The organism is Microbacterium sp. (assembly GCF_052099035.1).
GTDB lineage: Bacteria > Actinomycetota > Actinomycetes > Actinomycetales > Microbacteriaceae > Microbacterium.
Map to the genome: position 1 here is coordinate 51,295 of NZ_JBQDSX010000005.1, position 22,585 is coordinate 73,879.

Consider the following 22,585-nt stretch of genomic DNA (forward strand, 5'->3'; position numbering starts at 1 on the left):
CCTTGTCCGACGCCGCTGGCTGCGGCGTCATAGAAGGAGAACCGACGACCGGCCCGTTTTGGTCCCGTGGTCCTGGGAGCGGGCTGTGAGTTTCGGGCCACTCGTCGGCGGGCGATGGCAAGGTGTCAGCCGACGGAGACCCTCGGAGCGATCGCGACCGTTGCCGAGACGAGAGCGGAGGCGGAGACCGAGACGGGAACCGGCGCCAGCGCCACGGGACGACGCTCGACGTGATCGAAGCGCCGGACCGCACCATCGAGGATCTCCACCCGGAGGGGATCGATCGCGAGACCGAAGCCCACGGCCTTGAGCACGGCCTCCTTCGCCGTGAAGGCGCGTGCCGCATCGGCGATCGACGACACGCGCGCTCGCTCCGCCGGGGTGAGGGCGAGTGCGAGCATGTCGTCCGCATCGACGAAAGACGAGTGCTGCTCGATGTCGATCCCCACCTCCGCTTCCTCGCAGAAGGCGGCGGCGACGAACGCCCCGCTGTGCGAGATGGACACGTCCGGCCACGCCGCGCCCGCCCATCCTCGTCCCGGCTCCGCCGACAGGATCGGCTTCCACTCCCCCGCCGCGGTGAATCGCCGTGCGAACCGGGCACCCCCGAGCGGAACGCCCCACTCCTCATGCAGCCGACGGTGGACGAGAAACCGCCCGGTGAGAAAGCGGCGGGCGTCCTCCTCCCGCCGGAACGCGGCGAGGCGCGCACGGTCGTCGTCGGTGAGAGGAAGCCACCGCGGAGGCTCCGCATCCACCAGCCGATCCGTGATCTCGACCCGCGCCTCGACGGTGCGGATCGGGCCGGGGATCCTCACGGCGACGGGAAGGGCGACGGAAACACCGAGGACGGGCGACATCATCCCGTCACCGTGCCCTCGTGCACCTCGAGGACGCGATCGAGACGTGCAAGAGTCGACTCCCGGTGGGCGACCACGACGACCGTCCGCCCTTGCGCGAGACGATCGAGTGCCGCCTCGACGAGGCCGGCGGTCTCCGGGTCCACGTCAGACGTCGCCTCGTCGAGCACGATCACCCGGCTTTCGAGCAGTGCGATGCGGGCGAGGCCGACCAGCTGCCGCTGACCGGCCGAGAGCGGCGAGTCCGCTCCGACGGCTGTCGCCAGCCCCTCCGGCAGTCCGTCGAGCCACGACGTCAGGCCGAGAGCGGCGAACGCCGCGCGCAGATCTCCCTCGTCAGCGGAAGCATCGGTGAGACGCAACTCGTCGGCGATCGTCCCCGCCCCGAGCTGGACCTCCTGCGGCACGAAGGCGACGCGAAGCGCACGCTCGGCAGGCGTGAGCGCGGCGAGGTCGACACCCTCGCACCGAACCGTGCCGCTGGTCGGGGCATACAGTCCCGCGAGGATGAGAGCGAGCGTGGACTTCCCCGCTCCGGAGGGCCCCGCCAGGCCGTGGCGTACTCCGCTCGCCAAGCGCAGGCTCACCCCGCGCAGCACGGGGTCGCCGCCGTAGTCGAACCAGACGTCGTCGACCTCGATACCCACGCCCGGCAACTCCCCTCCGTCTTTCGCGGACGCATCTGACACGCTCTCCCCGGGGGCGCCTTCGTCGGGAGGATCCGACGCCGTGGCACGAAGCAGGTCGTTCGCGCGGGCGGCACCCGTCGCCGCCTCCTCCACCGCACCCACGAGAGCGACCAAGTCGGAGAAGCCGGAGAAGAGGGTCACGCTCGCCAGCAGGAAGGTCACGACCACTCCGACCGAGACCGTGCCCGCACCAACCAGCGGCAAGCCGACCACGATCAGCGCCGCGAGGGTCACCCCCTCGATGAGCGCCATGGCACTGATCCACCGCCCGAGGACGACAGTGCGCATCTGCGCCCTGACCGCGTGCGCGTTGATCTCCGCCGAGCGGTCGTCCAGTCGGCGACGCGTCACCGCCGGGGCGCCTGCGATGAGGGAGCGCGCCCGGACGCTCTCCGCGAGCTCCGCCACGACATCCGCTTCTGCCGCCGCCTCTGCGCCGTAGGCGTCCGCAGCTCGCGAACGGAACCGATGCATCACGAAGAGCGCCGGAGGAAAGAAGACGAACACGAGCACGAGGGCCAGCGCCCAGGACTGGAGCGCGAGCACAGTCACCAGCAGGAGGACGGTCGACCCCGTCACGAGCAGGGCCGTCGAGGACTCGCGCACGAAGGCGGAGAGTGCCGCGATCTCCGCCGTGCCACGCTGGAGCAGTTCGCCGTGTCGGTGTCGCTCGACGAAGCGCAGGGGCACGGTCGTCAGCTGCGCCGCGATCCGATCCCGCACATCCCGCACGAGGAACTCGCCACCGCGCGCCAGCCGACTCCTCCCGACCGCCGAGAGCACCAGCTGCAGCAGGGCGAGGCCCACCCCGACCCCCGCGAGGAGTAGCGCGGTCTCCCGCTCTCCCCTCAGCAGCGCATCGGTCACCCGCCCCACGACCACCGGCGCCAGCGTCGCCGCAAGACTCGCTCCGACGCCGAAGACGATCGCGCTCACGAGCAGGAAGCCGTGCGGGCGCGCGAAACGCAGTGCGGCGCGCACCACTCCGCGCCGCGAGGGTGCGGCGAGGAGTCGTTCCGGGAACGCCGCCTGCACGGTGGCCCCCTCGGCTGCGGCATCCGCCACGGGGCTCATGCCGACGCCTCGGTGCGCACCGAGAGATGCAGCACCGTGTCGGCGGCATCGATGAGCGCCCCGTGCCCGGCTACCACCACGATACGCTCCGTCGCCGTCGCCCTGATCGCCGCGATGATGCGGGCCCCCGTCGCCGGATCCACAGCAGAGGTCACGTCATCGAGGAGCAGCACCGCGGGCTCGACCACCAGCGCCCTGGCGAGAGCGAGCCGCTGCACCTGTCCCCCGGAAAGCTCCCCACCTCCTTCGCCGACCGGTGTGTCGAGGGGATCGACTGACCGCGGGGCGAGCTCCGCATCGAGACCGACGACGGCGAGTGCACGACGGTAGCGCGCATCGTCGTCCCCGCGGTCTCCCGTGGCCGCGCCGAGGGCGAGGTTCTCACGCACGGTTCCATTCAGCACGAGCGGACGCTGAGGGACGAGATGCACCCCGCCGACGGCTCCCGTGGCCGCCGCACCGTCGACGAGCACACGACCTGTGTACGGCGCCTCGATCCCGGCGATCATCCGCAGCAGTGTCGACTTGCCGCTCCCCGTCGGACCGCTGAGCCCGATCAGACGACCGGGGGCGAGGGTGAGCGCGATCGGCTCCGCGTCGGGAAACGCCCGCAGCGCGTCCAGCACGATCTCCCGCGCCGGAGCCTGCTCACCCGTCGCGTGCGGGACGCGGAGAACCGGCTGCAGCCGAGCCGCGCCGACCCGGGCATCCGCGCTCTGTGTCCACCGCTGGAGCCCCACCTGCACGGCGATCCCGACCGTTGCCATCCACCCGCTGAACGTCACGAGCCCACCGACCGTGAGACGCCCGTCGAGAACGGCGAAGACGGCGACGACCACGCCGACCGCTGTAGCGACGGCGGGGATCCCCTCCCCCAGGGCCGTCCATCGGGCGAGGATCCCTCCCACGCGCACGGTACGGTCGGTGAGGTCGGCTGACATGCGTTCATGGCGCTCGACGACCGCGCGCCCCATCCCGGCTCCGCGCACGGTGACGGCGCTGCGGAGCAGATGATCGACCGCGTCAGCCCGTCGGCCATGCGCCTCGGCCGCGTGCATGGACGCACGCTCGAAGCGCCGGGGGTATACGACCGCGAGCACGATCAGACAGGGCACCGTCGCCCCGGCGACGAGCAGCAGCCACGGATCCAGCGAAGCGAGCCCCGGCACGAGGACGCCGACCGTGACCGCGATCACGATCCAGGTCGGGAGACCGTGCACCCAGACCCGGACCAGGTCGACGTCCCGCCCGGCCCGGATCAGCAGATCACCGGTCCCGCCGGAGGACGACCTCCCGCCGGCGATCGCACACGTACGAAGACGCTCACGAAGGATCACACCGGTACGCGCATCGGCGAGATTGGCGAAGTGGTCCCACACGCACATCCCGAAGAACTGCGCGATCCCCGCCACGAGGACGACTCCGCCCCACCACGCCGCCGCCCCCAGGTCGCCCCCGATCACGCCGTCGTCGATCGCGAACTGCAGGATGAAGGGTGCAGCGAGGAACCCGCCCTGGCGCACCACAGCGCCGGCCATGGAGAGAGCCAGTGGTGCGCGCACCCTCCACGCCGTCTCACGGAGCAGCCGACCGCGTCCGTTCATCGCCCCTTCTCCAGATGGCGCGAGATCGCCGGACCGATCTGCTCCCACGCGGCAGGGGCGACGATCCCGGAGTGATCGGCATCGAGCACGGTGGTCTCCGTGTCGTCTCCGAGGCGCATCCCCCAACCCGACGCTGCGGGCTCTTCGCGCCCCGCGATGAACAGGAGAGTGGGAACAGCGGTGACCGGAGACGCGGATGCGGCCATGAGGGCGGAAGCCCAGGCGTGGCTCGCCACGATCGCCTCGACCGTGGCGCGGTCGTCGAGCCCCAGCACACCCCGTGAGGCACGGATCGCCGCGCGGAGATCCGGATCGTCTCCGCCCTCATCCCGGAGCTCGGCGAAGAACGCCGTCTGCTCCGCGCGCACCGCCGCCTCCTCCTCGGGACCGAAAGCCGCGGTCCCAGAGGCGTCTCGTCGACCCGAGAGCGGTGCCGGATCGAGGAGGGCGAGCAGTTCGACCTCCTCGCCTTCCTCCACCAGCCGCGCGGCGATCGCGTGGGCGACGTTGCCGCCGAAGGAGTACCCCGCGAGTCGATACGGACCCCGCGGCGCGATGGCCCTGATCCGTTCGAAGTACTCGAGCGCGAGCTCATCCACGTCCATCGCCGCGCTCTCGCCCCCCGAGAGCAGCGGTGCCTGGAGCCCGACCACCCCCACTCCCACGGGCAGGAAGCGCACGAGCGGGGCGAACTGCCAGGCGAAACCGCCGGCGGGATGCACACAGAACAGGGGCGACTCCTCCGATGCCGGCTCACGGAGCACGAGAACGGGAGCGAGTCCGGCATCCCGCGCGGGATCGCCGATCGCCGCAGCGAGAGCGCGCACAGTCGGCGCGGCCATCACGGTCCCGACCGGCACCCGCACCCCGAGCTCCTCTCCCAGCTGCGCCACGACGCGCATCGCCAGAAGGGAGTGCCCGCCGAGGTCGAAGAACCCCTCGTCCCGATGCCGCACCGCCACGCCCAGCACGTGCCCGAAGACCTCCGCGACGAGCCGCTCGGCCCGCCCCTGCGGCGGCTCTCCATTGCCGGAGCCGCGAGGAACGGGGAGCGCCTCGCGGTCGACTTTGCCGTTGACCGTGAGCGGGATCACGGGGACCACCGCGAACAGGGACGGGATCGCATAGGGAGGAAGGATGCGGGCAAGGTGCGATCGCACATCGTCGAGGAGAACATCGTCGAGGAGCACCTGCTCCGCGTCACCGGCTTCGTTCGTGGTCGGCCATGCCTCGAGGCCCGGCGCCACGACCACGTGCAACCGGAGGACATCTCCGGTTGCGCCCCCCACCGAGGCTGCGGCCTGCGCCACCCGGGGGTGACTCTCCGCCGCCTTCTCGACCTCGGCGAGTTCGATGCGGTATCCGCGGACCTTCACCTGGCCGTCGTCGCGCCCGCGATACTCGATCCCCCCGTCGGGGCGACGATGCACGCGGTCGCCCGTTCGATAGAGGCGCTCGCCCGGGCCGCCGAACGGGTCGGCGACGAAGCGCGCAGCGGTCAGCGCGGTCTGACGGTCGTACCCACGGGCGAGGCCGTCACCGGCGAGGTAGAGCTCGCCGATTCCTCCTGGCGGCACCTCGCGCAGTCCCGAGTCGAGCACGTACGCTCGCGCGCCGAGGATCGGTCGCCCGAGGCACGGGGCGGTCCCCGACGCCAGGTCGACGCCGAGCGCGTTGATCGTGAACTCGGTGGGGCCGTACAGGTCGTATCCCGCCGTGTGCGGATGGTGGTGGAGCGTCGTCCACAGCTCCGCCGGCACGGCTTCTCCGCCCAACAGGACGAGCGCCGGCGGTCGGTGATCGAGGAGCCCGGCACGCAGCAGCTCCCGCGCGAAGGACGGCGTCACGTTCACGACGTCGATGCCCACCTGCCCGTAGTGCGCGACGAGGGCTTCGACGTCGAGTCGGCTCTCCTCGTCGACGATGTGCACCTCGTGCCCGTCCAACAGCCAGAACAGCTCCTCCCACGACATGTCGAACGAGAACGACACCGTGTGCGCGATACGCAGCGGCGAGCGTCCAGCCCGCGCGATGGTGGGCCGGAAGATCGCCTCGAGGTGGTTGTCGTACATCGTCAGGAGCCCACGGTGCGGCACGACCACACCCTTCGGCTCACCCGTCGATCCCGACGTGAAGATCGTGTACGCCGCGTGTGCCGGGGTGAGCTGCGGCAGGGTGACCTCGGGGCCTCCCTCGTCCGGCGCGGCGTCGGACGCATGCGGGAGCTCGAGTCGGGGGATGCCGCCCGGCACGTCCCCGGCGGCTCCGGTCGTTCCGGAACTTCCCGGCGGGACGATCACGAGCTCAGCGCCCGCGCGGTCGGCGAGACGGCGGCGACGCTCGGTCGGATGCGCGAGATCCAATGGCAGGTACGCCCGCCCGGAGCGGAGGACGCCGAAGATCGCAGCGACGTGCTCGATCGTGCGGGGCAGCTCGAGGGCGACCACCGAGCCCGGGCCGTGCGTGCGCGCCGCGACGAGGGCGGCGATTCGGTCGATCTCGTGCTGTAGGCGCGCGAACGTCCAGGACGCGGCGCCCCCCTCGACGTCCTGCCCGACGAGCGCCGTGCGCTCCGGGTGACGTGCGGCCGCATCGGCGAGGAGGTCGGCGACCGTGCCGTCGTCCACGCCGTGGCGAGATGCCGGCGCCACCTCGGTCGCTTCAGCATTGACCCTGTCGATCGCCGGGCGATCCTCCGCTACAGCGACGGGGATCCGTGAGACCGGCTCTCCGGTGTCTTCCGCGAGATGAGCGAGGACGGCGAGATACCGATCGAGATAGCGCTCCGCCCGACCGGCGTCCACCACATCAGGACGGTAGGCGAGCGCCACCTCGAGGCGCTCACCGGGATTGACCGTCATCGCGAGGCTGTAGTGCGTGCCGTCGTGGGCCTCCGCCTCGGAGATCCCGTGCCGGAGGAAGGTCTCCGACTGGGAGGCCTCATCGACGGGGAGGTTCCGGAAGACGTAGAGCGTGTCGAAGAGGACGGCCTGACCCGACGCCTGCTGCACATAGCTCAGACCGACATGGTGGGCGTGCATCACTTCCGACTGCGCGGTCATGTGCGTTCGGAGTTCGTCCGCCAGCACGCGTCCGGGGCGGATGCGCACACGGACGGGCACCGTGTTCATGAGCAGCCCGACCATCCGGTCGACGTGCGCGACCTCGGCCGGCCTTCCCGAGACGGTCGTCCCGAAGACCACGTCATCCTGTCCGGTGATCCCCCGGAGCACGTGCGCCCAGGCGTAGCCGAGCACGGTGGACAGTGTCACCGAGGAGCGCCGGGCGAGTGCGGCGAGTCCGCTCGACAGCGAGGCGTCCAGTTCGGCATGGACCGACTCGGAGAGCACGGGCGGGGCGGCGATGGACCGGGGCTCGACGAGAGTGGGACCGGGGAGCCCGGCGAGAGCCGACCTCCAGGTGTCGACTCCCGCCTCGTGGTCCTGGGCCCCGACCCAGGCGAGATACTCCGCGTAATCCGCGGTCGGCGGAAGCCCGTCGTCCGACACCGGCCCCGGCACCGCGAGGGCGCGGTCGTAGAGCTCGAACAGGTCTTCCAGAAGCAGGGTCTGCGACCAGCCGTCGGTGAGGATGTGGTGATGCACGAGGCTGACCATCGCCCGGGCGGGAGCGAGTCGCACGAGCACGAGCCGGATGAGAGGGGGCGCAGCCAGGTCGAAGCCCTCATCGACCTGGGCCACCGTGAGGTTCTCCAGCTCCGCCTCCTGCTCGGCCTCCGGCAGTCCCTGCAGATCGACGTCGGCGAAGGGCAGGGGAACGGGAGGCACGATCACCGAGAGGGGACGCCCGCGTCTGTCGTCCACGAAGCCCGCGCGGAGGCTCGCGTGCCGGCGGAGCAGAGCGTCACCGGCACGGCGCAACGCATCGGCGTCGACCTGCGAATCGAGCGTGATCTTGTGCTGGACCACGTACACGTCGACGTCGTCCGCCGCCGCTCCGAGGCGCGTATGCACGTAGAGACCCTCCTGCAGCGGGCCGAGGGGCAGCACGGCCTCCCAGCCGGGGAAACGGCGATCGAGGTCGCTCCGCTCGTGCGCGTCGAGCACTATGCGGTCGGTGCGGGCGACCGTGCTCCCGGCGTCCGCCGGAACCGCCTCTTCTTCCTCGGGTCCGGTATCGATCGCGCGCCCGACGAGTGCCGAGACGGTGCGGGCGTCGAAGACGGTGCCGAGCGTGACGACCGCGCCCGCGCGACGGGCGCGCGCGACGAAGCGGATCGCCGAGATGCTGTCGAGACCCGCGGCGAAGAGATCGTCGTCCACGCGCACGTGTGCCCCGAGGATCTCGCGCGCTGTGGCGAGCAGTCGGGTGCGGATCCCCGTCGGATCGGCATCGTCCGCGCCGGTCGCATCGGCGTCCGTCGCATCGATGTCCGTCGTGTCGGTGCCGGTCGCCGAAACCGTCCGCGCCTCCCGGATCCGACGGAGAGCCTCACGACGATCGAGCTTGCCGTTGGCCGTGGTGGGAACCAAATCTGTGAATGCGACGGCGACGGGGCGCTGCGCCTCCGGGAGGAGGGTGCTCGCGGCGTCGAGGATGTCCTGAGCGCACAGCGGCGGTCCGTCATTCCGCTCCGGTACGACGAGGGCGATGAGGGTGGGGGTCGGATCCTCTTCCACGAGGACGACGGCCGCCGACACCCCAGGAAGCCCCGTGAGCACGGCCTGGGTCTCACCGGGTTCGACGCGCATGCCGCGGATCTTCACCTGATCATCGACGCGACCGCGGTGGACGAGTCCGGCAGATGTCCGCTCGACGAGGTCTCCCGTCCGATAGAGCCGGGCGCCGGACCCGCCGGGGTCGGCGACGAAGCGCTCCGCCGTCAGCGCCGTGCGACCGGCGTAACCGTGTGCGAGCTGCGCGCCGTCGAGGTACAGCTCGCCGATCCCACCGGGTCCCACCGGGCGAAGGAAGCGATCCAGCACGCGCAGCGCCGTACCCGGCGTCGCGCCGCCGATGGGGGCGCTCGCTCCCGTCGCCCGCTCCGCGTGATCCCCTGCGGTGACGTCGATCGCGGCCTCCGCGGGACCGTAGAGATTGTGCACCGGGGCACTCGCGAGCGTCGCCGCACGCTCGGCGACCGCCGTCGGGAGGGACTCCCCACTGCAGAGGATGCGGGCGACGCTCGACCACGCGGGGTCGGGGACGAGGTCGAGGTATGCGGAGAGCATCGACGGCACGAAGTGCAGGGTCGTGATCCGCTCCGCGGCGATCAGCGCGTCGAGGGCTTCGGGATCGCGGTGCGCACCGGGAGGCGCGAGGACGAGTCGTGCACCCGTGACGAGAGGGAGGATCAGCTCCCAGACCGAGACGTCGAACGTGAGCGGCGTCTTGTGCAGGATCACATCGTCGGCATCGATCCGATAGCGATCCCGCATCCAGCTGAGGCGGACCGCGAGTCCGCCTCGGGTGTTCACGCACGCCTTCGGACGCCCGGTGGTGCCGGAGGTGAAGACAAGGTACGCGGGTGCATCGGAACGACGTCGCGGGTCCGCATCCGACGAATCGGAGGGAGGGACCATCGTCCGGTCCCGCAGCTCGCGCACCCTGCCGACGCCGAGCGCGACGTCGGTGACCGGCGCGGAGGAGGGCCCCGTGCTCCCGAGCTCCGCGGCGAGGGCCTCGCACTCCGGCGCGAAGTACAGCGTCGTCGCCCCGGAATCGGCGAGGGCGTCGCGCGTGCGCTCCGTCGGCAGGTCGGGATCGAGCGCGACGAACGGGCGGGCGGCGCGAAGAGCCGCGAGCACGCCGATGACGAGGGCTGCCGACCGCGGCGCGAGGAGGGCTACCGTCCCCGACCCCTCGGCGAAGACGCCCGCGAGCTGGTCCGCCGCCGCATGCAGCACGGAGGTCGTGATGCGCCGATCGCCCGCGACGACCGCGATCTGAGCGCTCCGTGACTCCCGCACCGCGTCGAGGAGAGCATCGAGGTCCGCCTCAGGAGCAGGCCCGCCATCGAGCAGGCCCCCGACATCGTCCGTCGCCGTCGTCCCGTTCCGAAGCGGGACCCTCGCGACACGGACGTCGGGATCCGCGATGATCCCGTCGAGCACCGCATCGACGAGGGTGAGTACCGCCTCGGCCCCATACCGTGACCCCGGCCGCGCGACGACCTCCAGGCGGATCGTGTCGCCGGTCTCGACCAGCAGGGCGAGTGGATAGTGCACCTCGTCGCGCGCCCATGTGCCGACGACGCGGAGGTGGCCGTCGGCACTCGTCCAGTCCGCCACCGCGTCCGGATAGTTCTCGACGACGAGCAGGCTGTCGAAGAGCGGAGCGATCCCCAGCGACGACTGCGCCGCACGGAGATCGGCGCTCGGCGCGGCAGCGAGCGTGCCCTGCGTCCGGTGCGCCTGCTGGATCACGTGGGACACCGCGTCGCCGGCGTTCGCACGCACGCGGAACGGCAGAGTGTTGCCGAGAAGACCGATGATCCGGTCCGCTCCGGGGACTCCGACGCCACGACCGGACACCGTGAAGCCGAAGACCACGTCCTCCCGGTCGACGATGTGGCCGAGCACGATCCCCCAGGCCGCGCTCACGACGGCAGCGGGCGACACTCCGAGGGCGCGGGCCCTGGCGCGCAGTGCCGCGCCGTCCTGCCGGTGCCGCACTCCCCGGTCGGCCGCGACGGGCACATGCTCGTCGGGCGTGGCGTCGTGTGCTGCCAAGATCGTCGCCTCGGTCACGCCGTCCAGGAGGTCGACGACGACCGCACCGTCTGTCGGGTCGTGCTCCTCGGGGACGACGACGTCGAGGTAGTCGACGAACTGCGCCTCGGGCTCAGGAGGCGTCGCTCCGGTCGCTCGGTCAAGGATCTCCTCCAGCAGCAGCGGTATCGACCAGCCGTCGAGAAGCAGGTGGTGCGCGGTCACCAGCAGCACCGCCCTGGTCTCCGAGACGCACAGCAGCGCGACGCGGATGAGCGGCGGCCGCTGCGGATCGAACCCCCTGGCCCATTCGGCGGCTGCGACCGCCTGGACCTGTACGGCGGTCGCAGCCTCTCCGCGCACGGCGCCTCGGGCCTCGGCGAGGTCGACGACCGTCACCTCGGGTTCGACGCGATCGGGCACGAACTGCACCGGGTCGCTGTCCGTTCCCGCGAAGAAGCCGACCCGCAGGTTCTCGTGGGCGACGAGGACATCCGCGACCGCCGCGCGCAGGGCGTCCTCGGACAGATCGCCCTCCACCTCGACCGCCGCCTGGAGCAGATAGGTCGGAGAGGTTCCGGTCTCCCGCTCCCACAGCGAGTGGAAGAGCAGCCCGTGCTGCAGCGGGGTGAGCGGCCAGACGTCGAGGACGGCGGTGGTCGAGGGGGAAGCGGTCGAGGGGGAAGCGGTCGTGCTCACGGGGTCTCCTCCAGGAGTCGTTCGATGCTGCTGAGATCGCGTGGGGCGAGGCGGGCGCGGGTCCGTCTCGCTCCGCGGGGTGCCGTCGGTCCGGTCTCCCCCACGGGGACGGCGGCGGCGGCGAGACCGGCGAGCCTCTCGTGTGCGAACACCTGCCCGGGGGTGATCGTGAAGCCCCGCGCGCGCACGAGCGCCACCAGGCGGATCGAGGAGATGCTGTCGCCGCCGAGCTCGAAGAAGGCCTCCTCCGGCGAGACGCGCGAGCGCTCGAGGATCTCGGCCACCGCCTCGACGACCGCGCGCTCCGCGTCGTTCTCCGGTCCGCGGCCCGACGCGACGACCGCGACCGGATCCGGGAGCGCTCCGCGATCGATCTTCCCGTTGAGGGTGAGCGGGATCGCATCCAGCACGGTGACGATGCGCGGCACGGAGGCCAGGGGCACCGTCGCCGCGACGGCATCCCGCACCACAGCGCCATCCAGGGTGATGCCCTGCTCCGGGGTCACGTATCCGAGCAGCCGCGCACGACCGCTCGAATCCGTGCGGACGACGGCCGCAGCCCGGTGCACCCCCTCGACGCCGCGCAATGCGGACTCGATCTCACCGAGTTCGAGTCGATGGCCGTCGACCTTCACCTGGTCGTCGATCCGTCGGAGGAAGCGCAGCGTGCCCGAGGCCTCTCGGCGAACCAGGTCGCCCGTGCGGTACATCCTGGCCCCCGGCTCTCCGGTCGGGTCTGCCACGAAACGGCCGGCTGTGAGGTCAGGACGATCCCGATATCCGCGAGCGAGTTGCGGACCGGCGAGGTAGAGCTCCCCCGCGACGCCGTGCGGCACGCGGCGCAGGGCATCGTCGAGGACGACGGCTCCCACTCCCGCGAAGGGACGGCCGATCGGGACGCTCGCGTCAGGTGCGTCGCCGCCCAGCATCGCACCCATCGCCCAGACGGTCGCCTCCGTGGGACCGTAGACGACACGGGCGGCACGGCAGGCGGAACGCAGTCCACGCGCCAGATCCGCGGGAACCGCCTCACCACCCACGAGAGCCGTCACCGCACCCCATGCCTCCGGCTGCTCCTCCAGCAGCGGCCGCCACAGCGACGGCGTCGCCTGCACCACGGTGCACGCCTCACGCCGGGCGAGCGCGGCGAGACGATCCGGGTCGCGGACCTCCTCCCGACTCGCGATCACGACCGCCGCACCACTGAGGAGCGGAACGAACAGCTCCAGTGCGGCGATGTCGAACGAGACCGTGGTGACCGCGAGCAGACGGTCCACAGCAGTCAGCGCGAGCACGGACCGCTCATGCGAGAGGAACGCATCGAGCGCCGAGCGCGAGACGATCACCCCCTTGGGCCGACCGGTCGATCCCGAGGTGTAGATCACATACGCCGCGCTCTCCGCCGGGGCGGGAGCGCCGCGCACCACCCCGGCCGCGGCGTAGACGCCACCCGAGACGGGAGCGACGGCGTGCACGGAGAGCTCGGACCGACCTCGTCCCGCGCCGTGCGTGCTCTCGTCGACGAGCACGAGGACCGGATCGGCGTCGTCCAGCATCAGTCGCAGGCGGGCGTCGGGGTAGTCCACGTCCAGCGGCACGTACGCGGCGCCCGCCGCGAGCACGCCGATGAGCGCGGCGAGGAGCACGGGCGTGCGACCGACGGCGACCGCCACGCGATCCTCCGGGCCGATACCGCGCGCGCGGAGTGCTCCGGCGATCCCGGCGGCGCGGCCGAGGAGCGTGGCGTAGTCCCAGGTCTCCCCGTCTCCTCGCAGCGCGACCGCCGATGGCGTCTCGAGGGCGCGAGCGGTGAGCGCGTCGAGCACAGGGGTCACGCGGTACCGCTCGTCCTCCTCCGGGATGCGTGCCGGTTCATCGGGCAGCCGGGCGTCGAGCGCGCAGACGGGGGCCGTCGGGTCGGCGAGCAGCCGGTCGATCCAGGTGACCAGACGCAGAGCGAGCCGCTCCGCCGTCGCCCGGTCGAATAGCTCGGCCGCGGCGACGATCGTGAGCGCACCGTCCGCGTCGCCGGAGTCGCGCGCGTCCTCGGGGTCCCGATAGCGGATCGCCAGGTCGAATCGTGCGGCGTCGACGAGCCCGGGGCGCTCGACGGCCGGCCCTGCGGGCAGGTCGAGAGCACCCGCCTCCTGCTCTTCGACCGTCACCATGGTCTGGAACAGCGGATGCCGGGCCAGCGACCGCCGAGGCGCACAGGCGTCGACGATCTCCTCGAAGGGCACTCCGACATCGTCGAGCGCGTCGAGCAGGGCATCGCGCGCGCGCTCGACGAGTGCGGAGAACGTCGCATCGCCGGCGACGTCGATGCGCAGCGGCAGCGTGTTGACGAGATAGCCGACGGTCCGCTCGAACCGCGCGTCGCGGGTCGTGGCAGGGGTGCCGAGGACGATGTCGGTCCCCGCCCCCAGGGCGCGGAAGAGACTCGCGACGGCGGCCTGCAGCACCATGAGCCGGGTCGCTCCCTGTGCGGTAGCGAAGGCGTCGAGCGCCGCCACCATCTTCGGGGGGACGGGGACGGCGACGGTCTCCGCCCGATATCCGGCCTTCTCCGGACGGGGACGGTCCGTCGGCAGGTCGAGCTCGACGGGGATGCCCCGCAGGCGTTCCCGCCAACGCTCCACCGCGACCGCCTCGGAAGTCGCCTCGGCGGCGGCGAAGGCACCGAAGGGCACCGTGGCCGCAGGTGCGCGACCGGCGAGGAGTGCGGAGAGGTCCTCGCGGATCACTCGGAACGAGGTCTCGTCCACCGCGATGTGGTGCGCGGCGATCACGAGCACGTCACCCTCGGAGCTGCGCAGGAGGGCGGCGCGGACCGGCGGAGCGGCGAACACGTCGAAGACGTGTTCTTCCTCACGCGCGACGGCGACCTCGAGTCCGCCGTCGAGTCCGCCGTCGCCGTCGACGTCGACCACGGCGAATGACATCGGCGGATGCGCGAGGACCTCGGCGTCGAAGCCGCCGTCGGTGCGGCGATAGACAGTGCGAAGTACCGCGTGGTGGGCGACGAGCGCCTCCCAGGCCCGCTGCAGTTGCGCCGCACTCACGCCGGTCGGCAAGTCGTACGACACCGGAACCGTGTAGGTCGCCGTCGGCCCCTCCAGTTCGGCGAGGAACAGCAGCCGTCGCTGTGCGGCCGAGACCGGGATCGCACCTGCCTCCGGGGTCTCTGCCGGCGTCGCGTCCGCGGGGGCCGTCGTCGACGCCTTCGCGCGAGCGGCGATGCGATGCAGGACGCGTTCCTGCAGGATGTCGCGCACACTGAGGGCATATCCCGCACGACGCATGGCCCCGAGAACGCGCAGCGCGGTGAGCGAATGCCCGCCGAGCGCGAAGAAGTCGTCATCCATCGACACGTCGGCGCCGCCGATCACAGCGGCGACCGCGGCGACGAGGGCATGCTCCTGGGCCGTCGTCGGCGCGATGATCCTCCTGGTCGGATCTTCACCGGGTGACGCGAGAGCGAGCGCGCGGACCGCCGCGCGGTCGACTTTCCCGCTCACGGTCACCGGAATCGCATCGGTCACCGCGATCCGGGCGGGTACAGCGGCCGCCGGAAGCAACGCGGCCAGCCCCTCCCGCAGGCGGGTGCTCGTGGGCGTCGCGCCGTCGGAGACGGTGACGACGGCGAGGAGGCGCGCCCCCACGGGGCCCTCCGCGTCCAGTGCCGCCGCCGCCTGCGAGACCCCGTCCAGGCTGCGGAGCGCGGCCTCGACCTCGCCGAGCTCGATCCGATTGCCGGCGACCTTCACCTGATCGTCGAGCCGCCCGTGGTACTCGACGCGCCCCGCCCCGTCCACACGGACGAGGTCGCCCGTCCGGTACCGTCGGGCACCGCCGGGAGCGGCGACGAAGCGCGATGCCGTGAGATCGGAGCGACCCAGATACCCGCGGGCGAGCTGTCCGCCCTCCAGGTAGAGCTCCCCGCGCGTGCCGACGGCCACCGGACGCAGCCACGCGTCCAGGACCACCGCGGACGCGCCGGGCACCGGTGTTCCGATCAGCGGCTCCGCGCTCTCCGCCACGATCGCGCCGAGCGCATCGACCGTCGCCTCGGTGGGCCCGTAGAGGTTGAGCGTCCGTGTTGCGGCGGACCTCTCGCGCATGGCCGACCAGAGCGCCGTGCTGACCGCTTCGCCGCCGAGCAGCACCTCGGGGAGCGGACGGTCCCCGTCGAAGAGCCCCTCCCCGACCAGCTGCTCCGCCAGCACGGGGGCGACATCGATGACATCCGCTCCCCGCGCCCTGTCGGCGAAGAGTGCGGGATCGCGACGCTCATCATCGTCGAGGAGGATCAGCTCATGACCGGCGAACAGCCAGTGAAGCTGGATGAGCGAAGTATCGAAGGCGAACGATGCGGAGTGCACCGCGACGATTCGTCCCCGCCCTTCCTCCGCCGTCAGGCGGGCGACGAGTTCGGCCTGACGCCCCGAGCGCAGGCCATCGAAGTGAGTGTCGAGCGCATCTCTGGTGAGCACGACGCCCTTCGGGCGGCCGGTCGAACCGGAGGTGAAGATGACGTAGGCCGCCGCGGAACCGTGAACGGATCGCGGTTGGAGCGTCGCCGGTGGGATCTCAGCCGGGTCGAGGATCACGATTCCCGCATCAGCCGCCAGCGCGGCCGCCACACTCGCCCGCGGGGCGATCATGAGAGTCGGTCGCGCCTCGGCGAGAACGTCGCGCACCCGCTCATGCGGGGAGGAGACGTCGATGGGAAGGTAGGCGGCGCCGGCCGACAGCGTCGCGATGATGGCCGCGACGGCCTCGACGCTCCGGGGCACGGCGAGGGCGACGATGTGCTCCGGTCCGGCACCGGCGCGCTCCAGAGCCGCTTGGATCCCCCCGGCGATGTCGGCGAGGTCCGCCGCGCGGAGTGCCCGATCTCGGAAGCGCAGAGCGACGGCGTGCGGTTCGCTCGCCACGGCGGCGCGGAAGGAGGCCAGGACGGCGGAGGCTCCGCCGTCGTCGGGCGGCGTGCGCTCCGGCTCGGGTCCGACGAGTACCTGCTCGCCGTCCTTGACGGGCAGGGTGGCCGGGGCGGCATCGAGGTCGTCCGAGAGCCGCGCGAGGACCAGGGCGAACTCCGCGGCGAGCGCGACCGCTCGTTTCTCGGGGATGCGCGCGACATCGTGCTCGAGCGCGATGCGGAGTCCCTCCCCCGGGAGCACGGTGATCCCGACCGCGTAGTGCGTGCCACCGGCCGCCTGCACCTCGCCGACCCTGAGCCGTCCCTCACCGGCGGCCACCGGGGAGGGGTAGTTCTCGACCACCACGAGCGTGTCGAAGAGGGTTCCCACGCCCACGAGGGATTCGATGTCGGAGAGCGGGAGCGCCTCGTGATCGTGGAGCCCGGCGCGCTGCTGCTGCAGGTCGGCGAGGTGGGCCGAGAACGGGACCTCCGGACGCATCCGGAGGCGCACGGGCACCGTCACCGAGAGGAGGCCGACCACGCGGTCCACGCCCTCGACGGCGGTGGCGCGCCCGGCGGTCGTCATGCCGACGACCACGTCTGTGCGACCGGCGGCACGTCCGGCCACGTGCGCCCAGGCACCGACCACGACCACGCCTGCAGTGAGCCCCGCTGTCTGTGCCGCGACCAGCAGCCGCTCCCCTGCCCGGGGATCCAGGGGCACCTCGATGGTCCGAGTGCCGTTCGCTCGACCCGCTTCGTCGTCGGCGCCCCCCTGGTCGGGTTGTGCTGCGGGTGCGAGCAAAGTGGGACCGTCGAGGCCGGCGAGGTGGGCAGCCCACGCGTGGCGTGCAGGCGTCGGATCGACGGCCTCCTGCGCGACGAGGGTGCGGCGCAGGTCTGCCCAGCCGTCTGCAACGGTCTCCCCGGCCGCGGCGGCGACGACGCGCTCGATGAGCAGGGGTGTGGACCAGCCGTCGATCACGAGATGGTGCGCGGCGAGCACGAGCACGGCGGCGGAGCGACCGCTGCGCACCACGTGTGCGTGCACGAGCGGCGGGCGGGAGACATCGCTCGTGCGGGCGAGTTCCGCGTCGACGAGCGCCGCGACCGTCTTCTCGGCCCGGGCGGCGAGCGCGGTGACCCTCCCCTCACGATCACCCTCTTCGGGATCGTCCTCGTGGAGGGTCACGTCGACGTCGGCCAGGCGAGGCACGAGCTGCACGGGGCGCTCGGCGAGGTCGACCACGAAGGCGGCTCCGAGCTGCGGGTGCGCCCGCACCACGGTACGCACGGCCTGTGCGATCCGCTCCAGCTCCAGCGGCTCCGCGTCGTCGCCTCGGGGATCCTCGAGGGGGATCGTCGTGACGGTCGCATAGACGTCTTCGTCGCCGTCGCGGAGCGCATGGAACAGCAGCCCCTCCTGCAGCGCGGTAAGCGGTGCGATGTCGCGGAGGGCTCCCCTCTCCGCCTCGACCCGTTCGATCATTCGGGGAACGAGGCCGGGCAGCGCCGCCTCGGCCGGGATGAGGGTGGCCGCAGGCGCGGCCTCCGGTGCGCTGAGCCGATCAGCGAGGTCGGCGAACCCCTCGAGGGCGCGGTCCCATGCCTCCAGCAGTGTCGGGAGCGTGTCGGCGAGTGCCGGAGCCACCGTCCATTCGACCTCCAGGCCTCGGTCGCCGGGGGCGACAAACACCGCGACCTCGATCGCGTGACCGAGCCGGAGCCGATCCGGATGATGCACGGTGAACGGACGCTCCCCTCGCAGCACGGCCCCCGAGGTCTTCTCGTCGGTCGCGGGAGTGGTGTCTCCGAAGCGGCCGAGATAGTTCAACAGCACGCCCGGCACTGCCCTGTCCGCGACCGCATCCGCCCCGTAGCCGTCGTGCGGCACCTCGGCCCTGGCCTGGCGCACGGCGCGGACGGCACGGGTCAGACGCTCTGACTCGGCGGCGCCGCGTGCGGGGAGATCGACCGCCACCGGGAACTCGGTCGTGAACCAGCCGATGCCGTCGGTCAGCTCCTCGCCGTCGTCCAGCGGCTCGCGGCCGTGGGTCTCCCACTCCACGAGCAGCGTGCCCTCGGCCTCCGCCCAGTCCTGCAGCGCCACGGCGAGAGCGCCGACGAGGACCGCGTCCGGCCGCGCATCCAGCATCAGCGGGATCCGATCGAGCACTGCCGCCGCGACCCGAGGATCGGTGCCACGCCAGACGCGAACCGCCGTCGAGGCCGCCGGGCCCGGGATCGGGTGCGGGAAGACCGCGCAGGATCGAGCGGCGATACCGCGCCAGTGGCTCTCTTCAGCGGCATCGAGACGGCGTTCCTCGAGCGCCTGAGCACGGTGACGCCAGACGGACTCCGGCCCAGCAGGGAGCGGATGTCCGTCGAGGAGTCGTCCCAGCTCGTCGATGAGGATGCGCCAGGAGACGCCGTCGACGACGAAGTGGTGCGCGACGAGGACGAGCACCCCGTCCACGGGGACGAGCCCGGCGGCCACCATGCGCCCCGCGGTCGGATCCAGTGCGTCCCGCAGCCGGGAATGGAGCTCACCCGCATCGGCGCCCTCCAGGAGCGGGATCGGTGCGGACGCCGCGGGGATCTCGGCACGCCAGGTCTTGTCCGGCTGCTCCCGCACGACGAGGGAGAGCACCGGGTGCCGAGAGAGCAGGCCGGCGAGCGCGGCCGTCACCCCGGCGGCGTCAGCCCCCGCCACACGGAGTTCGATGCTCTGCGCGTAGTCCCGCACGACCCCGAGAGAGGGGGCGAGCGCCCTCAGCGCCCTCGCCACCGGAGGCAACGGCACCGGGCCCGTCGCCGCCGTGGCCGGTCGGACCGGCGCTCCGCCCGGGGTGTCGAGGGGACGCAGGAGCGGCGCGAGACCCTGCGCCGTGCGCGCCGCGAACAGCTCGCGCGGTCGAGTCACCCAACCGGCCTGCCGCAGCTTCGCCGTGATAGTGATCACCGAGATGCTGTCTCCGCCGAGCACGATGACGTCGGCGTCGGCGGGGACCGTGTCGAGCCCGAGCACGTCGCCGATCGCCCGGCACACCGCGCGCTCACGGTCGTTCGCGGGCGCGACTCCGGCAGACCGGGTGCGCACCGGATCCGGCAGTGCGGCGACGTCGAGTTTGCCGTGCGCCGTCTGCGGCAGCTCGGGCAGCACGACGATGCCGTGCGGGACGAGGTGGTCGGGCAGCATGCTCCGAAGCGCGCAGAGCAGGGCTTCCGCGTCGAGGATGCCATCGGTCACGGTCGGCTCGGCGACTTCGACGGAGACGGCGTACGCGAACAGGCGGGCCGATGCCCCGACTCCGCGCACGATGGCCTCGGCGCGGGCCACATGCGGCAGGGAGGCGAGAGCGCTGCGCACTTCGCCGAGCTCGACCCTGTGTCCGCGGACCTTGACCTGGTCGTCGCGGCGGCCGCAGGTGGACAGCAGCCCATCCTCCTCCACGCGCACGATGTCGCCGGTGAGGTAGATCCGGCCTCCGCCACCGCGTGGATCCGCGACGAAGCGGGCGGCGGTGAGACCGGCCATCCCCAGGTAGCCGCGGGCGAGGTGGGGCCCGGCGAGCGCGAGCTCCCCCGCGACGCCGACGGGTACGGAGTGGAGCGCGGCGTCGAGCACCAGTGCGTCAGTACCCGCGAGCGCCCGGCCGATGCGCGGCTCGAGGCCTTCCACGACGGCGCCGAGCGCATCGACCGTGGCCTCGGTCGGACCGTAGAAGTTGTAGGCGGCGAGGGGTGCGGCGGCCAGCCGTCGCCACAGCTCGGGCGATGCGGCCTCTCCGCCGATGAGCAGAAGCACCGGCGTGTGCGCGGTCTCCAGCAGACCGGCATCCACGAGGGCGGAGGCGAACGTCGGAGTCACATCGAGGGTGTCGATGTGCAGGCGATCCACGGCCTCGACGATCTCGCGCGCGTCACGACGGTCATCCTCGTCGAACACGATGAGCTCGTGGCCGAGCAGGAGCCAAAGCACCTGCTCCCACGAGGAGTCGAAGGCGAAGGATGCCGTGTGCGCTGCCCGGAGCCGCCGTCCGGCCCGCGCCGCGACCGGCCGGAAGAGGGTCTCGGCATGGTGCGCGAGGAAGAAGGAGAGCGACCCGCGGGTGACACCGACGCCCTTCGGTGTGCCGGTCGATCCCGAGGTGTAGATCACCGAGGCGAGCGCGTCGGACGCGGGCGACGGGAACACCGAGTCCTCCGACGCCGCGGGCAGACCGGCCGTCCCGCCCCCGTCGAGCACGAGCGCACGCGGATGCGCGGCGGCCGGCGACCCCTCGATCGTGACGACGAGCCGTGGATCCGCATGCCGGAGCACGTAGGCGATCCGCTCCTCCGGGTAGGCGAGATCGATCGGCGCGACGGCCCCGCCGGCCTCGAGCACCGCAAAGATCGCGACGATCAGGTCGATGCCGCGCGGCATCGCGAGAGCCACGACGTCGTCGCTGCCGATGCCCCGCGAGACGAGCACCGCCGCGAGCGATCGCACCCGTGCGTGCAGGTGGGCGAAGGACACCTCATCGTCGGATGCGCGGATCGCGATCGCCTCCGGAGCGGCCGCGACCGCACGGGCGAGCGCCGCCGAGATGTCGACGATCGGATACCCGCCCTCCGGCAGGGGCTCGGAACCCGAGGCGCCGCCGTCACCGATGGCGAGCGCGGCCGAACGACCGAGCGGCTGCGCGGGCTCGGCGGCGATCCGGAAGAGGAAGCCGGCGTATCTTCTCGCGATCGCGTCCGCGTCCGCCGCGGAGTACGCATCGGGGTTCACCTCGAGATGGAGACGGACTCCACCGTCCGCCGTCGGCGTGATCGTGAGATCGATGTCATCGACGGGACCTGCGGCCACCGTGGCGATCGTGCCCTCGGCACCCGCGAAATCGAGCATCGGGGTGTAGGGCTTGATGTTCACCCCGGGCCCCCGGAGCAGCGACGGGATACCGCGCTCCTGTGCGAGCGCCTCCCCGCGGATCCGCTGGGCGCGCCGGAGCACGCCGAGGTCACGGCATACGCGCAGGGCGACGGTGCAGAGGGTGTCCGTGGGATCGACCCGCACCGGAAGGGGGAGGACGGTCACGGACATCGACGGGGTCCGCGCCGCACCGGGCGTCGCTCGCGCCGCGAAGGGCACACCGAGCACGAGACGGCGGACGCCGGTCGCTCTCCCGGCGAAGGCCGCGAAGGCGGCGACGTTCACGTCCGCCCAGGTGAGGCGCCGGTCCGCGGCCACGACGGCAGCGAGGGCATCCGCGGTCTCCGCGGGAAGCGGCACCTCGACCGCGTGGGCCCGACGCACTCCCGGCGCGGAGATTCCCGACACCGTCGCAACGTCCGCGGCATCCATGATGCCCGCCTCCTCGAGCAGCGTACGCACGGACGCCCGATCGGCCTCCGCAGCGGCCGACTCCGCGTACGCCTGCTCCTCGGCGCGCAGCGACGCGGCCCGGCCGAAGTCGGGGCCCCGCCCACCGGCTCCCACGAGCACCCGATAGCGCTCGGCCACCCGGTGCGCCACGAGAGATATCGAGTAGCCGTCGAGAAGGGCGTGGTGCGAACGGAAGAGCCACACGACGTGATCCGCAGCGGTTCGCACCACGACCTGCCCGGTCATCGACTCCGCGTCCAGCCCTCCGCGCCCGCGCGCCAGCTCCTGTATGAACAGCTCTTCCGCTGCGGCCGTCGGGTCGGGACGGTCCGAGACATCATGCATGTCGATGCGTACCGGGGCATCGACCTGCACCCGACGGGGATGCCCCTCCGCATCGCGCACGATCCGGTCCCTCAGCGCGTCGGTCTCCATAATGGCGGCGCGGATCGCCTCCGCCAGCAGCCCCGTCGACACGTCACCGACGATGTCCACCCGATCTGCGACCACGAACACGTCGGAGTCCGGATCCAGGAGCTGTGCGTCGACGATGCTGCGTGCGGCGGCACTCAGCACGCCGTCGTCACCGTCGAACAGGGAAACAGGGGAGGTCGTGATCATCGCGGTCTTCTCTTCCTCGGGGCGTCCTTGTCATGGGCGGTCCCCGGACGGGGTCGGGCTTGCGGGACGGAG

Annotated in this window: 5 protein-coding genes; all 5 read right to left on the reverse strand. The window is 72.1% G+C overall.

All coding sequences use genetic code 11. The annotated features are described in order from the left end of the window. Window positions 1–125 precede the first annotated feature (125 nt). From ACTIAO_RS02925 to ACTIAO_RS02945, 5 genes are read right to left on the reverse strand one after another with little or no spacing between them, the layout of a single operon-like run. Entirely contained in the window at window positions 126–863 is a 738-nt protein-coding gene (locus ACTIAO_RS02925) for a 4'-phosphopantetheinyl transferase family protein (RefSeq protein ID WP_121657596.1), read from the reverse strand. Continuing rightward, entirely contained in the window at window positions 860–2,623 is a 1,764-nt protein-coding gene (locus ACTIAO_RS02930) for an ABC transporter ATP-binding protein (protein WP_121657597.1), read from the reverse strand. The genes ACTIAO_RS02925 and ACTIAO_RS02930 overlap by 4 nt, the downstream gene beginning before the upstream one ends. Beyond that, window positions 2,620–4,227, reverse strand: coding sequence for an ATP-binding cassette domain-containing protein (locus tag ACTIAO_RS02935; RefSeq protein ID WP_121657598.1), 1,608 nt, complete (start codon window positions 4,225–4,227; stop codon window positions 2,620–2,622). The genes ACTIAO_RS02930 and ACTIAO_RS02935 overlap by 4 nt, the downstream gene beginning before the upstream one ends. Then, a complete protein-coding gene (locus tag ACTIAO_RS02940) occupies window positions 4,224–11,597 on the reverse strand; it encodes an amino acid adenylation domain-containing protein (protein ID WP_441845576.1) in 7,374 nt (2,457 codons plus the stop codon). Before ACTIAO_RS02940 ends, ACTIAO_RS02935 begins: the two co-directional genes overlap by 4 nt. After that, entirely contained in the window at window positions 11,594–22,513 is a 10,920-nt protein-coding gene (locus tag ACTIAO_RS02945; RefSeq protein WP_121657601.1) for a non-ribosomal peptide synthetase, read from the reverse strand. The genes ACTIAO_RS02940 and ACTIAO_RS02945 overlap by 4 nt, the downstream gene beginning before the upstream one ends. Window positions 22,514–22,585 lie beyond the last annotated feature (72 nt).

Coding starts and splice junctions, on each gene's coding strand:
- ACTIAO_RS02925 (WP_121657596.1), bottom strand. CDS start 863: ATGATGTCGCCCGTCCTCGGTGTTTCCGTCGCCCTTCCCGTCGCCGTG.
- ACTIAO_RS02930 (WP_121657597.1), bottom strand. CDS start 2,623: ATGAGCCCCGTGGCGGATGCCGCAGCCGAGGGGGCCACCGTGCAGGCG.
- ACTIAO_RS02935 (WP_121657598.1), bottom strand. CDS start 4,227: ATGAACGGACGCGGTCGGCTGCTCCGTGAGACGGCGTGGAGGGTGCGC.
- ACTIAO_RS02945 (WP_121657601.1), bottom strand. CDS start 22,513: ATGATCACGACCTCCCCTGTTTCCCTGTTCGACGGTGACGACGGCGTG.